This is a genomic window from Priestia megaterium, assembly GCF_023824195.1.
GTDB lineage: Bacteria > Bacillota > Bacilli > Bacillales > Bacillaceae_H > Priestia > Priestia megaterium_D.
This window is the reverse complement of record NZ_CP085442.1, coordinates 3556793-3571659: the sequence shown is the minus strand read 5'-3', so window position 1 is coordinate 3571659 and position 14867 is coordinate 3556793. Positions and strand designations below refer to the sequence as shown.

The following is a 14867-nucleotide window of genomic DNA, read 5'->3' as shown; positions in this document are numbered from 1 at the left end:
TTAATAAGGGAGGTGTAAAGATGCAAAGGTATGAGGACGGAATACTAACTTTACCAGCATCAGTAATAGCTATAGGTGCATTCGATGGCGTGCATCAAGGACATCAAGCAGTAATTAAGCGAGCTGTAACTCGAAGTAAAGCTTTAAAGGTACCCAGTGTTGTTTATACATTTGATCCTCCTCCTCGTTTTCATTTTCAAAAAGATCAAGTGTTAACGCCTATTGATCAAAAGGTACATCTGATAGCTAGATTAGGAGTAGACTACGCAGTTATTATCCATTTTGATGAGTTATACGCTAAGCGCCCATCAATCGATTTTATCAGTAACTTAAAAAAGCTTAATCCATCGGAGATCATAGTAGGCAACGATTTTCGTTTCGGCCGAAATAGAGAAGGAGATATCAAACTGCTAGCAAAGCACTTTCTAGTAGATATCATCCCGCCTGTCTGTTGTGCAGAAGGAACAAGAATCTCTTCTACTAGAATTCGTCAGTTACTCCAGCAAGGCGCAATTGAACAATCAAATGATTTATTAGGCTGGTCTTTAGAAAAGGAATATGTATAGAAAAATTAGTGTTTGAAGCTAAGTATGATACTTCTTTAGAAGGAGGAAAGTGAAAATGAAATTATTAGGCATATCAGGCACGATTATAGGTTCTAAAACAGGCGCTGTTGTTCAACAAGTACTTGAAGAAGCTAAATTGCGGCATCCAGACATCGAAATTGAATTTTTAGATTTACGAGATTACACTATTCAATTTTGTGATGGTCGCGATCCCTCTGCTTATTCAGAAGATACTAAAAAAGTCATTGAAATTATCTCTAGTGCTGATTTTTATATAATTGGTTCACCTATTTTCCAAGGCTCAATCACTGGTGCTCTTAAGAATGTATTTGATTTAATACATCCCCAGGTTTTCCGAAATAAAGTAATGGGGTTCATTGCCACAGGCGGGACTTATCAGCATTATTTAGTAATTGAAAATCAGTTAAAGCCTATTGCGGGTTACTTTCGTGCTTTTGTGGCACCGAGTTATGTATACGCTCATACCACTCACTTTAATCAAAAGAATGAGGTAGGAGATCCGGAAGTGTTAGATCGCATTAAGAATTTAGCAAATGAAGTCGTCTACATGCAGAAAAAGCTAAAAGTAAGCGAGCTGGAAATCCTTAATTAATCACATTTTAAGATTTTAGTATTTTCAAGTGCAGGAAAAATAACTTTTATTTTTTGGAAATTAAAATTTATTAAAAGGAGATTATCTCAATGACAAATACTATTCAATCATCTAAGCCATTAAATCTTTGGAAGTTTATCGAAGAGCATAAAGATCAGTTGAAACCACCTGTCAACAATAAAGTGGTATGGAAAGATTCAGAATTGATGTTTATGGTTTTGGGAGGACCAAATAAACGCCGTGATTTCCACGTAGATCCTTCCGAAGAGATCTTTTATCAATTAAAAGGTGATTGCTATGTTGAAATCATTAATGAAGAAGGCAAGCGTGAAGTTGTAACGGTGAAAGAAGGAGAAGTGTATTTACTTCCTCCAAACGTTCCGCATTCTCCACACCGTGTAGCAGATACAATCGGTATTGTTATCGAGCGAAACAGAAGTGAAGGGGAGTTAGAAGACTTTGTATGGTTCTGTGATGAATGTGATACGGAGATGCATCGTGTGAAAGTTCAGCTAACCAATATTGAAATTCAAGTAAAAGAAGCCATTCAGGAGTTCAACAGCAGTTTAGAATTACGCACATGTAAAAAGTGTAATCATGTCATGGCACCGGAAGCGAGTGAATGGAAATGCGAATAGATTTTCATACACATATCATTCCGGAAAGTTTCCCTGATTTTGCTCAAAAATATGGCGGTGAACGCTGGCCAGTGCTAGAACGTACATGCACATGCGGCGCATCGATTATGGTTGGAGGAAAAAATTTCAGAGACGTAACGGACCAAGTATGGAGCCCTGAAAAACGTATAGCTGACATGGATAAAGAAGGAGTAGATATTCAAGTGTTATCTCCTATCCCTGTTACTTTCTCTTATTGGGCTCAGCCCGAACATGCATTAGAAATGGCTAAAATCCAAAATGATTTTATTGCAGAAACAGTTGCTAAGTACCCTGATCGCTTTGTTGGGTTAGGGACGGTTCCTATGCAAGACGGACCTACGGCTATTAAAGAAATGGAACGGTGCATGAATGAATTAAAACTGCATGGAATTGAAATTGGGACAAACGTCAATGGTCAAAATTTAGACCATCCATCTTTCATTGAGTTTTTTCAAATGGCTGAAAGGTGGGAAGTGCCAATTTTCATTCACCCATGGGAAACGTTAGGCCGTGATCGAATGCCGAACCATAACTTTATGTATACCGTAGGAATGCCAAGTGAAACAGCACTAGCGGCTGCAACTCTTCTATGGAGCGGCATTATGGAGAAATTCCCTAAATTAAAAGTCTGTTTTGCACATGGAGGAGGATCTTTCCCTTATATTCTTCCTAGATTAGATAAAGGGTGGGAAGTGTGGCCACACCTCAGATTGACAACACATCCTCCTAGTTATTATGCAAAGCAATTTTATTTTGATTCGTTAAACTACGATCCACTAAACATAAAGTACATGATTGAACGTTTTGGACACGAAAAGATCTTTATGGGGTCAGATTATCCATTTTTACTACGTGAAGTGATTCCTGGAAAAGTTCTGGATGAAACGCTAGATTTAACTGAACAACAAAGGTTAGATATGTTAGGTGGAAATGCCGCGAAGTTTTTAAACATTGGGCAAGAGAAAAGGAGTGACATTTATGCCAACAGTGCAAACACCAGAGAATAGATTACAAGAACTTGGCTTAACGCTGTCAAAGGTTCGTCCTTCAGTAGGAAACTACGTCAGCTGTGTACGAACAGGTAATTTATTGTTTACTGCTGGCCAAGGTGTAGATCAATATCACGGCAAGTTAGGTAAGGATTTAACAATTGAAGAAGGTTATAAGGCCGCTCAGCAATCCATGCTGAATTTATTGAGTGCGGTAAGTTATGAGTTAAACGGGTTAAGCAAAGTGAAACGTATCGTTAAAATTCTTGGTTTTGTAAATAGTACAGAGGACTTTACAGACCAGCCTAAAGTAATGGATGGCGCTTCAGACTTGCTCGTAAAAGTATTTGGGGATAAAGGGAAACACGGCCGTTCAGCTGTAGGAATGGCCCAGCTCCCCAATAACACAGCTGTAGAGATTGAAATGGTTTTAGAGATTGAGGATGAGGAGGATATCCGATGAGTAAAGAGGCAGTTATTGAAAAAATGACAGTAAAAGATGCAAAGCTTTTTATTAATGGAGAATACGTAGATGCTCTATCCGGTCAAACCTTTGATACCTTTAATCCAGCAACGAACGAGAAATTAGCTTCTGTAGCTAATGGCGGCACAGAAGATGCAAAGCGCGCTATCGACGCAGCTCAACGTGCATTTGAAAGCGGTATTTGGAGCAAGATGCCCGTTGAAGAGCGCTCTGCCATCCTTTGTAAAATGGCTGACTTAATTATGGAGAAAGTAGATGAACTTGCTTATTTAGAAACTCTAGATGTAGGAAAACCTATTAAAGAAAGTCGAGAGTTTGATATTCCACGAGCAGCTCAAAACTTCCGTTTCTTTGCTGAGATGGCTAAATACATGGTGCATGAGCATTACGAAAAGCATAATGTAATGTCTTATGCCAAGTATTCACCAGCGGGAGTTACAAGCCTCATTATCCCTTGGAATCTACCTTTTATGCAGATGACATGGAAAGCTTCAGCTGCTTTGGCATCTGGTAATACAGTGGTTATTAAGCCCGCTTCTTATACACCATTAAGTGCAGTGATGCTTGGAGAAATCGCTAAGGAGGCTGGATTGCCTCCCGGTGTATTGAATATTATTACGGGTCCAGGGAATACGGTAGGGACTACTATGTCTACTCACCCGTCCGTTCGTCGTATTTCATTTGTAGGGGAAAGTAATACAGGAAAAACGGTCATGCGAAATGCAGCAGAAAACCTCATTCCTGTTTCGCTAGAGCTTGGAGGCAAATCAGCCAATATTGTATTTGAAGATGCGGATTTGGATGAAGCAGTAAAAGGATCTATCGAAGCAATCTATCGAAATCAAGGAGAGATATGCTTAGCAGGTTCTCGTTTGCTTGTACAAGAAAGCATTTATAAGCAGTTTCTTGAAAAGTTCACAGCAGCGGTAAGAAATATTAAAGTAGGCGATCCCCTGAGTGAAGAGACAAACATGGGAGCACTTGTATCACAAAGTCACTTAGAAACGGTCGATGAATATGTCCGAATTGGTTTGGCGGAAGGAGCTAAACTTGCATGCGGAGGAAAAAGAGTAGAAGGTTTAGAAACAGGAAATTTTTATGAGCCGACTGTTCTTTACGACGTAGATAACAAAATGCGTGTAGCTCAAGAAGAAATTTTTGGTCCTGTACTTGTTGTCATTCCATTTAAAACAGAAGAGGAAGCGATTCAAATTGCTAATGATTCTATTTATGGATTAGCAGGGGTCGTTTGGACAAATGATTTACGAAGAGCACAACGAGTTGCTTCTCAAGTTACTGCTGGATTACTTTGGATCAACTGCTGGTATATTCGTGATTTAAGAACGCCATTTGGTGGAGCAAAAGCAAGTGGAATTGGTCGTGAAGGCGGCCGACACAGCTTTGAATTTTATACCGAAGCCAAAACAATTACGATGAAACTTTAACTCTATAGTTAGAAGTAACTAGCTAGACTTCATTTAAAGAGTTTCCTCATTCTTTTATGTGTATAGAACTTAGTTTAAACACATAGCTTACTTCTTTCTCCTGGTGAGTTATGTTGTATCAAAAAAAGAGGTGGTTAACGGATGCGTACACTCGTTAGTGAGCTTGCAGAAGAACTTTTAGAAGCAGAAAAGACGAATCAGCCAATTTCTCCTATTACAGAACGACATGTTTCTTTATCAGTAACTGATTCTTACCATATTCAATTAGAGATTGTAAAAAGAAAGCTGGAAGAAGGAAAAAAAATTATTGGTAAAAAAGTTGGTCTAACCAGTAAAGCAATGCAAGATATGTTAGGAGTTAGTGAGCCTGATTATGGACACTTATTTGATGATATGAAAGTAACTGATAATGAAATAATCAACATTAATTCAATGGTGGCTCCAAAAATTGAAGCGGAAATTGGATTTATTCTAGAGGAAGATTTAAAAGGGCCAAATGTTACCTACTTAGATGTCTTAATGGCAACGAAATACGTGGTGCCGACCATCGAAGTAATTGATAGCCGTATTGCCGATTGGAAAATCAAATTAGTCGATACGGTTGCAGACAATGGCTCCTCTGCCAAAGTAGTGGTAGGGAATAAATATTCCACAATTGAGCAAGCCGATCTACGTACCACTAGTATGCTTCTCTATAAAAACAAAGAGCTTGTCGCAACAGGAGCTGGGGCAGCTGCCCTTGGACATCCAGCACATGCGGTTGCATGGCTGGCAAATAAGCTATCTGATTTCGATATTTGTTTAAAAGCCGGCGAATTAATCTTACCAGGCGCTCTATCTGCAGCAGTACCAGTCACGAGTGGGGATGTAGTAAAAGCAGAATTTGGCTCACTTGGTTCAGTATCCGTACGTTTTGAATAATACAGGAAAGAAGGTGAAGAGTGTTGGAAAAAGTAAAAGCCGCAATTATTGGCTCAGGAAATATTGGGACAGATTTAATGTATAAGCTTCAGCGCAGCGAATTTATCGAGTTAACAGCTGTCCTTGGAATTGATCCGGATTCAGATGGTCTAAAGAGAGCGAGAGAAGCAGGATATAAAACATACAGCAATGGAATAAAAGCCCTTGCTGAAAATCCAGACCTGGCGGAAATTGTTTTTGATGCTACATCGGCTAAGGCTCACGTTAGACATGCAAAGATTTTAAAAGACTTAGGAAAAATGGTTATCGACTTAACTCCTGCTGCTAAAGGACCTTTCGTGTGTCCTCCTGTTAATCTTGGAGAAAATCTTGAATCAGAAAATGTAAACATGATTACGTGCGGCGGCCAAGCGACTATTCCTATCATTTATGCAATCAACCAAGTTGCAGATGTAACATATGGAGAAATTGTAGCTACTATTTCTAGCCTAAGCGCTGGACCAGGAACACGAGCAAATATTGATGAGTTTACTGTTACCACAAGAAAAGCTATTGAAAAAGTAGGAGGTGCAGACTGCGGAAAAGCTATTATTCTCTTAAATCCGGCTGATCCACCTATCTTAATGCGCGATACAATTTATTGTAAAGTGAAAAATATGAATAAGGAAGCTATTCAAAAGGCTATTAAGGATATGGTCAAAAAAGTACAAGAATATGTACCAGGCTATAATTTAAAGCAGGAACCATTATTTGATAGTAATCAAGTAACAGTCTTTTTAGAGGTAACTGGAGCTGGAGATTATTTTCCTTCTTATGCCGGTAACTTAGATATTATGACGGCTGCTGCTGCGAAGGTTGCGGAAGATTATGCCCGCTATAAACTCGAAGAAAGCTTATATGGAGGAATAAAGAAAGAGAGGGCTATGACGAATGAAACGTAACAGTGATAAGCCTATTAAGATTACAGAGGTCAGCCTCAGAGATGGAAGTCACGTAGTCAAACATCAATTCACAGAAGCACAAGTAAAAAGTGTAACGAGAGCGCTGGACGATGCAGGGATGCACTATATAGAGGTTAGTCATGGGGACGGGTTAGGAGGCTCGACTCTGCAATACGGAAAGTCCCTTGTTGACGAAATGAAATTAATTGAGGCTGCGGTAGAAGAAGCTAAACAAGCCACCGTTGCTGTTCTTTTAATTCCGGGAATTGGAACGGTACATGAGCTAAAGCAAGCAAATAGCCTTGGGGCAGGCTTAGTTCGAGTAGCTACACATGTGACGGAAGCAGATGTTTCTGCTCAGCACATCGAATATGCTCGGAAACTTGGGATGGAAACCTTTGGTTTTCTGATGATGGCCCATTCAGCACCCGTAGAAAAGCTTGTGGAGCAAGCAAAGTTAATGGAAAGGTATGGGGCACAAGGGGTTTACATAACTGATTCAGCAGGAGCTCTTTTGCCTCATGAAGTTCGTGAACGTGTTAGAGCACTTCGTCAATCTCTTCAAGTTGAAGTAGGTTTTCACGCTCATAATAACCTTTCGTTAGCTGTTGCAAATACGCTTGCTGCTATTGAAGAAGGCGCCACGAGAATAGACGGAAGTGTTCGTTGTTTAGGAGCCGGAGCAGGTAACACTCAAACTGAAGCACTAATAGCCGTGTTAAACCGTTTAGGAATAGATGTAGGTATTGATCTGTATAAAATAATGGATCTGGCTGAAGAGGTAGTAGCACCTATTCTGCCGGGCTCCCAAGAGATTCGAAAAGGCAGCCTCGCAATGGGTTATGCAGGCGTGTATTCCAGTTTCTTACTTCATGCAGAGCGTGCTGCAAAGCGTTTTAATTTGGATTCACGCGATATTCTACTTGAACTTGGTAAAAGAAAAGCAGTCGGCGGTCAAGAAGATATGATTCTAGACGTGGCTGCTGAGTTAGCTCAAAGAAAGGTGGAAATGTGATAATGCCTTTAACGAAAAGCGGAAATTTAGAAATCGTTGACTATCTTCTATCTGCAGAAAGAGAAGGGTATGAAGTAACAAAAGTGACGGAACGCTACCCTGATTTGACAATTGATGACGCTTACAACTTGCAAAAACAATTGATTGAACGAAAAGTGCAAGACGGTGTAAAACGAGTAGGTGTAAAGCTTGGTTTAACAAGTAAAGCTAAGCAGGAAATGATGGGGGTACATGAAGCGATTTATGGATATTTAACAAGCGACATGCTAGGACTTGAATGGGAACCTATAGTATTTAATCAGCTTATTCATCCAAAGGCTGAGCCTGAAATTGCTTTTCTAATGGGGGAAGACCTTTGTGGAACTAACCTAACTGAAGAAGATGTTTTAAAAGCAGTAAAATATGTTGCACCAGCTCTTGAAATTATTGACAGCCGTTACTTGGATTTTAAATTTACTCTTCCTGATGTAGTAGCTGACAACTGTTCGTCTTCACGTTTCATTGTAGGGAGCAATTGGGTAAAGCCTGACCGAGTGAATCTAGCTCATATCGGAATGGTGATGTCTAAAAACGGGGAGGTTGCTACAGTAGGCGCGGGTGCTGCCGTGCTAGGAAACCCCGCTAAAGCTGTCGCCTGGGCGGTTAATAAACTAGGTGAACATAAAGAAGGGTTGAGAAAAGGGGATATCGTATTAACTGGGGCAGTATCTGAAGCAATTTCTTTTAGATCAGGTGATAGTATCCATGCACAGTTCGCTGATTTAGGAAGCGTATCATTCAGTTGCAGCTAACTAGAATTTATTATAATTATTTTGTTTTTAAAATAGAAATAAAGACCCTTTGTTGTATAGAAAACTTTAAGGGAAGGCTATAGTATGCCGATTGTACAAGTTCACCTTTTGGAAGGAAGAGAAGAAAAAGATATTAAAAACATGTTATTAGAAGTAACCGAAGCAATTTCTAACAGCCTTCACGTTGAAAAGGAGAGAGTAAGGATCATTGTCAACGAGGTTCCATCCTCACACTGGGGAATTGCAGGAGTATCAAGAAAAGAAATAGATATAGATAAGGTTAATAAAAAATGAGTTGAAAAAATTTGATTAGCTATAAAAAAAGAGCGGTATGTTTATATACCGTTCTTTTTTATATACATCAGAAACTATCTAAGGAAAAAGATTCGTTCTTTCAATAGTTGATTTAAGTTAGTTGATTTTTTTCAGAAGCGCACGCACAGGACTTCCATCAGCTTCAGCTAGAGGAAGAGGAGCTGCGATTAGTTCATAGTCCCCTGAAGGGATTTTATCTAGTACAACACCTTCTAAAATATGAATTTCGTGGTATGCAAGTTCATGGTGAGCAGCTAGTTCTTTACTATCGAGTGGATCTACTGAAGGTAAATCAATTCCTAGCAGGCGAATTCCAAGCTTAGCAAGGTAAGGAGCTAAGCTTGGTTCAATATAAGGAATGGTTTCAGGGAAAACACTTCGGTCTTGCCATGCTTCTGTTCGAATCAATAAGCGTGTAACACCTTTTAAATCAACATCTGACAATTCATTTATTCCAATGCTCTTATTAGCTGGGATATGGACAACTTTTGTACGTCCAATATATAAATCTAAGTCTAAATCTATAACCTTTTTTCCCTGATTATCGAAATGAAAAGGTGCATCGATATGAGTGCCGGTATGGATACTCATTGTTATTTTTCCAACATTTACAGAACCGGTCTCTTCTTTACTCCAATTCACTTCATAAGAAAAGGGAGTATCACCAGGCCATCCTGCTATTTTTTCGTCTAGAGGTTGTGAAATATCAATCCATCTGCTCATTCTTACTACCTCTCTATCTTTTTATAGAATATTTATAACTTAGTTCGCAGGCTCCATAGTTCTGGAAAGAAGTGCTGATCCAGAGCTCTCTTTAAGTAATTCACTCCAGAAGATCCGCCTGTACCTTGTTTGTTTCCAATAATTCTTTCTACTGTACTCATATGACTAAATCGCCACATTTGCTGTTGATTTCCGATATCGACTAATTTTTCTGCTAATTCGTATAAGTCCCAATACTGATCTACATTCCGGTATACAGTTAGCCACGCATCCTCTACACTGGCATTCGGTTCATAAGGCTGTGAACAATCTCTTTGTAAGATTTCTTGATCTATCGGCAGTCCGCGTTTCATAAGAGCATTAATAGCAGCATCATAGATACTAGGCTCATGAAGAGCCGTTTGCATTTTTTGATACAAATCTGTGTCATGCTGGTAAACAGATAGTGTATGGACATTTTTATTTCCTAAAGCAAATTCTATTAGGCGATTTTGATAAGATTGAAATCCAGAAGATTGACCTAATTTATCTCTAAATTCCATGTACTCTGCTGGTGTTAATGTAGAGAGAACACTCCAAGATTGAATTAGCTGCTGCTGAATTCTTGAAACACGTGATAACATTTTAAATGAAGGTTCCAGGTTATTAGCACGGATGCACTGAATAGCAGCTGTTACCTCATGTATAATTAGTTTCATCCATAGTTCACTAGCTTGATGGATGACAATAAACAGCATTTCATCATGGTGATTAGAAAGTCTATGCTGACTAGATAATATTTTATCAAGGTGCAGGTAATCTCCGTACGACATAGCTTTCTGAAAGTCCGTTTGAAGTTCTTTCTCTAGTTCAATTGCATTTGGTTCCTTATTATTTGCCGTTTTCATTTTGTATCCCCCTTATTTTTATGTAAAATAACTTTTAAATGACGAACTTTAACGTAATTCCTCTAATTCCTCTTTCAAGTTGCTATTAGCCATATCTTCTACAAAATGATGGTTAACTTTTCTTTTTTTAGAGATAAAATAAACAATTGATAAGAATGCTAACCAAGGAATTCCAAACTGAAGCATAATTTTAAAATCTGTAAACCAAGTTGTAATCATCAAACCGAGTAATAAGATAGCTCCTAAAATCGTTAAATAAGGGAAACCAAGCATTCTTACGGGTAATTTCCTTCCACCTAATTTCTCCCATTTTTTTCGAAAGTATAGGTGAGAAACAAATATCATAAGCCATGTGAACATAGCTCCGAACATTGAAATACCCATCATGAAGGCATATGAAGAGCTTGGGAGCAGTCCATTAACTGCTGCAGCAAGAAAAATGCCCAGAGTTGATACAGCAAGGGCCCATAGCGGTACACCTTTCTTGCTTAGTCTCCCTAAAAAAGTTGGCGCATGTTTACTTTGAGAGAGTGAGAACATCATACGTGTTGAAGCATATAACTGACTATTCATAGCTGATAAAGCAGCCGTTAAAATAATAAAATTCATGATTCCAGAGGCAGCCGGGATATTCAGAATTTCCATTACTTTCACAAATGGACTTTTATCAACTTGAGCTAACTTCCATGGAACAATCATTAACATGATGCCTATAGTCAAAACGTAAAAAGTAGTTAAACGAAACACAGTTGCTTTTAAAGCCTTCGGAACGGCTATATCAGGCTCTTTTGCTTCTCCAGCTGTAACTGCAATCATTTCTGTTCCTAAGAAACTAAAGAGGGAAATAAAGACAGCTACCCACATTCCCCACCACCCGAAAGGAAGGAATCCACCATCATTTACAAAATTACCTGTACCCATATTAGGACGTGCATCTGTTCCAAATAGAATATAGGACCCTAAAAGAATAAAGCCCACAATTGCACTAATTTTTATCATAGAAAACCAATACTCAAAAGTAGCAAACGTATTAACACTAGTTGCGTTTACATAGATTAGTATAATAGCAAACACTAAAATCCAGACAATACCCGGAACGCTTGGAAACCAGTACTTCATATACACGGCTATTGCACTTACTTCTACTCCAACGGCGAGAACGTTGGCTATCCAATATGAATAGCGAACCAAAAAACCTGCCATGGGGTGCACATATTTTTCAGAAATTGTTCCAAACGATCCAGAAGTAGGGTGGGCGACAGTCATTTCTGCCAAACAGCCCATTAAAAGTAATACAACAAAAGCTCCTAAGGCATAACTAACCAATACACTAGGTCCAGCTGTTTGAATCGCAAGTCCACTGCCTAAGAATAGTCCAGTGCCAATTGCACAGCCCATTGAAATCATTGTTAATTGACTTGTTTTTAAATTTCGTTTTAATCCCTTTTCTGCTTCATTTTTGTTTGGCAATTGAGTATTGTGGGTTTTCATATTTCATCTCCCTCATAGTTTCAAAATAATGTTTTGGCTGCATATCTAAATATTTTACGTTTTATAAATAGTCTTCTTAAAGTTTAGAAAGCGCTTACTTTTTTGTTAGAAAAACAAGTAGTTTAGGTTTTATGCCACTACTTCACGTTCATTTTTAAATTTTTCATATTCTTTATCATTCATAATTTTCTTCAAAGTTTGTACTACTTCCCAGACTTCTGTATAAGAAGTGTAAAGAGCAACAGGAGCAAGACGAATAATATTTGGAGCGCGAAAATCTGGAATGATACCATTCTCTTTTAATGCTTTACAAATGCGTGCTGCTTCCTTATGTTCAAGACTTACGTGCCCTCCACGCTTTTTATCTTCTTTAGGGCTTCCAAGGGTAAAATTGAAGCCACTGAGCTCTTTTTCTAATAAATACATTAAATAATGATTGATTTTAAGAGATTTAAATCGAATATTATCTATACCAGCCTCAGTAAAAATTTCTAGCGATCCAATTAAAGGCGCAAGACTTAAAACATGGGGTGTTCCAATTTGATAAGCACCGGCTGAATCAGCAGGTGTTAATGTGTGCTCCATATCAAACTGCTTTTCTTTTTTTGAACTAAACCAGCCTGCTAAACCAGGTGCTGTTCCAAAATGTTTTTTATTTACATATAAACCGCCTACACAGCCAGGTCCACCGTTTAAGTGCTTATAATTACACCAATATGCAAAGTCAACATCCCATTTACTAAAGGAGTGAGGAATCGCACCAATAGAGTGGCAGCCATCAAATCCAATCAAAATTCCACGTTTGTGTGCTTCAGCCGTCAACCGTTCCATATCTAATATTTGGCCGCTGCGATAGAGTACAGTCGGTAAGATAATTAAAGCAATCTCATCCGTCATAGCCTCAATAATGTCATCTTCTTCTAAAAAACGGCCATCGCGGCTTTTTACACGTATAAGGTGAGTATCTGGACTGTATCCATGGGTTCGCAGCTGACTTTGAAGCGCATAAATATCAGATGGGAAGGTCAATTCATCAGCTAAGATCTTTGTGCGTGTTCCTTTTGGGTTGTAGAAAGTAGCTACAAGCTGATGAAGGTTAACCGTCGTCGAACCAGTTACAATGACTTCTTCGCTGGAAGCCCCAACTAATGGCGCACTCATTTCACCTAATTTTTCGGACAAGGAAAACCATGGGTGTTTCCCCTGAGTCCATCCATCAATTCCTTGTTCTTTCCAATCATTTAAAACTTCTATAAGTCTGCGTTCAGCTCTTTTAGAAAGAAGCCCCAATGAGTTTCCATCCATATATATTGAATGAGGCTTTAAATAAAATTCATCCCGAAAACTTGAAAGTGAGTCTTCTTGATCTAACTGTTTTGCATACTCTAGTGTGGGTTTAAAGGTATTTAATTGCATAATTTTCCTCCTCTGCATTACTTAATATGTATCCTAGAAGAATCGTAACAAAGAATATGACATAGTGTCAATAATATAATTTTGAAAATTAAAAAAATAATTTTTGTAATAAATTCTCTTTATTTCTTTTAGTTTTGTGAAAACTTCTATATCCTAGAGAGTAAAACGGATAGGGAGGAATGAACCTTAATGAATGAAAATAACATTGCAGATAAACGGCATTTACGTTCAATAAAGACTCGACAAAAATTATTAGAAGCTGCAAGAGAAGTATTTATACAAGAAGGTTTTCACAAAGCAACTATCACTCAAATAATAAAAAAGGCAAGGGTTGGGTATGGTACTGCATATGTTCATTTCGAAGGAAAAGAAGACTTTTTAGTTGTATTAATGGAGAATGTTATGGAGAAATTTTATGAAATTGCCGAGGCTGCATTTTTACCCGCATCTGTAAATGAAGCAGAAGGAATGATTCATAAACAAACAAATGAATTTTTAAAAATGGCTGAGGATGAACGAAAAATGCTGCAAGTGTTTGAGCAGGCTATTGGCATTTCTCCTCTCGTTTCAGAGAAATGGAAGAACATTCGGGAAAAGTTTATTCAACGAATTTCACAAGACATTGCCTATGCGCAGCGCAATGGATTAGCACGTAAAGATGTACATAACGAGTTAGTAGCAAGAGGGTGGTTTTTCACTAATGAAATGTACCTTTGGGAAATTGTTCGTAATGAATATGAGCACCCTGTAGAACAAATTGCTAAGAATATCGCGTCTATTTATATTAAAGGACTCTATTTATAATTTGGTGCGTAAATTACATTTGTTTGAAACAAGTATATAATATCCCATTAATATTCAACTTTGTGAAACTAATCCAAATAGGTGATGAATGAATTTGACTTGATTTTGGACAGGTGGTTTCCAAAAAAATATTTCCTCATTACTTAACGATTATCTAATGTGATATACTTTCTTTTTTATTTTAATTCTGTTTTCATAATAGAATTTAAATTCTCTTTAGCTTGGTTCCTCTTTTGCACATAAGTCTTCTTCACTCTATAAAAGAAACCTCAGTTCAAGTCATAAATTTGAACTGAGGTTTCTTATTATCCTCGAAAGATTGAGTTTATTTTTTATTTACTTGACGTCCACTTTTTTTCTGGCTCTGGGAACTTGTGTTGCCAATTTGAAATTCATTACCTAATTCAACATCATTTCTTTTATCTTGCTTCTCTATTTGCTCTCTTGTCTGATTCTTTTTCTGTATCCCTTGTTTTGACATTACTTATCTCATCTCGCTTTCATCTAGTATTGTTTTTAATATGTGCAACTATAAGAAAAAAACATATAAATTAAATAAATAAATTGTTATTTGCTTCTGAATCAAAGCCCTATTTACCACTAGGCTAACTCCAGCATATAAACAACCGAGCACATCTTACATTACTACCTATTCCTCACCTAATGCAGTAATTTTTCTTTTTTAGTTTTAGGGTGAACGGACAAGCTTTATGGGATTAATTTGATTTTGGAATAAGTGAGAATAGTATCGTAAAAAGGACACATAATTAGTGAAACAATTACTGTTGTTTAATGTGTCAAGAGATG

17 protein-coding genes are annotated in these 14867 nt (G+C 37.9%); 12 read left to right on the top strand and 5 right to left on the bottom strand.

The window, feature by feature from the left end; genetic code table 11:
• Window positions 1-20: 20 nt before the first annotated feature.
• The 11 genes from LIS78_RS18475 (at window position 21) to LIS78_RS18425 (ending at window position 8718) form a co-directional block, all read left to right on the top strand.
• Window positions 21-566 (top strand): FAD synthetase family protein, encoded by a 546-nt coding sequence (locus LIS78_RS18475; RefSeq protein WP_252284153.1) that lies wholly within the window; start codon window positions 21-23, stop codon window positions 564-566.
• Window positions 567-621: 55 nt separating this feature from the next.
• Window positions 622-1179, top strand: a complete 558-nt coding sequence (locus tag LIS78_RS18470; RefSeq protein ID WP_252284152.1) for an NADPH-dependent FMN reductase — start codon at window positions 622-624, stop codon at window positions 1177-1179.
• An 89-nt stretch (window positions 1180-1268) separates the two neighbouring features.
• Window positions 1269-1817 (top strand): 3-hydroxyanthranilate 3,4-dioxygenase, encoded by a 549-nt coding sequence (locus LIS78_RS18465; RefSeq protein WP_252284151.1) that lies wholly within the window; start codon window positions 1269-1271, stop codon window positions 1815-1817.
• Window positions 1802-2845: an amidohydrolase family protein gene (locus tag LIS78_RS18460; protein ID WP_252284150.1), complete on the top strand. Its 1044-nt coding sequence runs from the start codon at window positions 1802-1804 to the stop codon at window positions 2843-2845. Before LIS78_RS18465 ends, LIS78_RS18460 begins: the two co-directional genes overlap by 16 nt.
• The gene (locus LIS78_RS18455) at window positions 2817-3290 is read left to right on the top strand and encodes a RidA family protein (protein ID WP_195782357.1); all 474 of its coding nucleotides are present in this window, start codon (window positions 2817-2819) and stop codon (window positions 3288-3290) included. The genes LIS78_RS18460 and LIS78_RS18455 overlap by 29 nt, the downstream gene beginning before the upstream one ends.
• The gene (locus LIS78_RS18450; protein ID WP_209150418.1) at window positions 3287-4756 is read left to right on the top strand and encodes an aldehyde dehydrogenase; all 1470 of its coding nucleotides are present in this window, start codon (window positions 3287-3289) and stop codon (window positions 4754-4756) included. Before LIS78_RS18455 ends, LIS78_RS18450 begins: the two co-directional genes overlap by 4 nt.
• A 141-nt stretch (window positions 4757-4897) precedes the next feature.
• Complete coding sequence (locus LIS78_RS18445) at window positions 4898-5677, top strand: 2-keto-4-pentenoate hydratase (RefSeq protein WP_252284149.1); 780 nt, start codon at window positions 4898-4900, stop codon at window positions 5675-5677.
• A gap of 23 nt (window positions 5678-5700) precedes the next feature.
• On the top strand, window positions 5701-6618 hold the full coding sequence (locus LIS78_RS18440) for an acetaldehyde dehydrogenase (acetylating) (RefSeq protein ID WP_209150416.1): 918 nt from the start codon (window positions 5701-5703) through the stop codon (window positions 6616-6618).
• On the top strand, window positions 6608-7633 hold the full coding sequence (gene dmpG, locus LIS78_RS18435) for a 4-hydroxy-2-oxovalerate aldolase (RefSeq protein WP_195782361.1): 1026 nt from the start codon (window positions 6608-6610) through the stop codon (window positions 7631-7633). Before LIS78_RS18440 ends, dmpG begins: the two co-directional genes overlap by 11 nt.
• A gap of 2 nt (window positions 7634-7635) precedes the next feature.
• Window positions 7636-8424 carry a 2-keto-4-pentenoate hydratase gene (locus tag LIS78_RS18430; protein ID WP_209150415.1) on the top strand — a complete coding sequence of 263 codons (789 nt, stop codon included), beginning with the start codon at window positions 7636-7638 and terminating at the stop codon, window positions 8422-8424.
• 84 nt (window positions 8425-8508) lie between these two features.
• Entirely contained in the window at window positions 8509-8718 is a 210-nt protein-coding gene (locus LIS78_RS18425) for a 4-oxalocrotonate tautomerase (RefSeq protein WP_195782363.1), read from the top strand.
• A 117-nt stretch (window positions 8719-8835) separates the two neighbouring features.
• Here the strand turns inward: LIS78_RS18425 and kynB are convergent, their stop codons facing one another.
• The 4 genes from kynB to kynU all read right to left on the bottom strand — a co-directional run bounded on the left by kynB (window position 8836) and on the right by kynU (window position 13256).
• On the bottom strand, window positions 8836-9462 hold the full coding sequence (gene kynB / locus LIS78_RS18420; protein ID WP_252284148.1) for an arylformamidase: 627 nt from the start codon (window positions 9460-9462) through the stop codon (window positions 8836-8838).
• Window positions 9463-9494: 32 nt separating this feature from the next.
• Window positions 9495-10349: a tryptophan 2,3-dioxygenase gene (kynA, locus tag LIS78_RS18415; protein ID WP_252284147.1), complete on the bottom strand. Its 855-nt coding sequence runs from the start codon at window positions 10347-10349 to the stop codon at window positions 9495-9497.
• A 48-nt stretch (window positions 10350-10397) separates the two neighbouring features.
• Window positions 10398-11840, bottom strand: a complete 1443-nt coding sequence (locus LIS78_RS18410) for an amino acid permease (protein WP_195782366.1) — start codon at window positions 11838-11840, stop codon at window positions 10398-10400.
• 129 nt (window positions 11841-11969) lie between these two features.
• Window positions 11970-13256, bottom strand: coding sequence for a kynureninase (gene kynU, locus LIS78_RS18405; RefSeq protein ID WP_195782367.1), 1287 nt, complete (start codon window positions 13254-13256; stop codon window positions 11970-11972).
• Between the two features lie 189 nt (window positions 13257-13445).
• Here kynU and LIS78_RS18400 point away from each other — a divergent pair, with 189 nt between their 5' ends.
• Window positions 13446-14060, top strand: coding sequence for a TetR/AcrR family transcriptional regulator (locus tag LIS78_RS18400; protein WP_252284146.1), 615 nt, complete (start codon window positions 13446-13448; stop codon window positions 14058-14060).
• Between the two features lie 325 nt (window positions 14061-14385).
• Here LIS78_RS18400 and LIS78_RS18395 read toward each other — a convergent pair whose 3' ends face one another.
• On the bottom strand, window positions 14386-14541 hold the full coding sequence (locus LIS78_RS18395) for a hypothetical protein (protein ID WP_195782369.1): 156 nt from the start codon (window positions 14539-14541) through the stop codon (window positions 14386-14388).
• Window positions 14542-14867 lie beyond the last annotated feature (326 nt).

Bases quoted from the DNA above. Each gene is read 5' to 3' on its own strand.
- LIS78_RS18470 (WP_252284152.1), top strand. From the start codon at position 622: ATGAAATTATTAGGCATATCAGGCACGATTATAGGTTCTAAAACAGGC.
- dmpG (WP_195782361.1), top strand. From the start codon at position 6,608: ATGAAACGTAACAGTGATAAGCCTATTAAGATTACAGAGGTCAGCCTC.
- kynU (WP_195782367.1), bottom strand. From the start codon at position 13,256: ATGCAATTAAATACCTTTAAACCCACACTAGAGTATGCAAAACAGTTA.
- LIS78_RS18425 (WP_195782363.1), top strand. From the start codon at position 8,509: ATGCCGATTGTACAAGTTCACCTTTTGGAAGGAAGAGAAGAAAAAGAT.
- LIS78_RS18395 (WP_195782369.1), bottom strand. From the start codon at position 14,541: ATGTCAAAACAAGGGATACAGAAAAAGAATCAGACAAGAGAGCAAATA.
- LIS78_RS18430 (WP_209150415.1), top strand. From the start codon at position 7,636: ATGCCTTTAACGAAAAGCGGAAATTTAGAAATCGTTGACTATCTTCTA.
- LIS78_RS18445 (WP_252284149.1), top strand. From the start codon at position 4,898: ATGCGTACACTCGTTAGTGAGCTTGCAGAAGAACTTTTAGAAGCAGAA.
- LIS78_RS18455 (WP_195782357.1), top strand. From the start codon at position 2,817: ATGCCAACAGTGCAAACACCAGAGAATAGATTACAAGAACTTGGCTTA.
- kynB (WP_252284148.1), bottom strand. From the start codon at position 9,462: ATGAGCAGATGGATTGATATTTCACAACCTCTAGACGAAAAAATAGCA.
- kynA (WP_252284147.1), bottom strand. From the start codon at position 10,349: ATGAAAACGGCAAATAATAAGGAACCAAATGCAATTGAACTAGAGAAA.
- LIS78_RS18460 (WP_252284150.1), top strand. From the start codon at position 1,802: ATGGAAATGCGAATAGATTTTCATACACATATCATTCCGGAAAGTTTC.
- LIS78_RS18450 (WP_209150418.1), top strand. From the start codon at position 3,287: ATGAGTAAAGAGGCAGTTATTGAAAAAATGACAGTAAAAGATGCAAAG.
- LIS78_RS18400 (WP_252284146.1), top strand. From the start codon at position 13,446: ATGAATGAAAATAACATTGCAGATAAACGGCATTTACGTTCAATAAAG.
- LIS78_RS18475 (WP_252284153.1), top strand. From the start codon at position 21: ATGCAAAGGTATGAGGACGGAATACTAACTTTACCAGCATCAGTAATA.
- LIS78_RS18465 (WP_252284151.1), top strand. From the start codon at position 1,269: ATGACAAATACTATTCAATCATCTAAGCCATTAAATCTTTGGAAGTTT.
- LIS78_RS18410 (WP_195782366.1), bottom strand. From the start codon at position 11,840: ATGAAAACCCACAATACTCAATTGCCAAACAAAAATGAAGCAGAAAAG.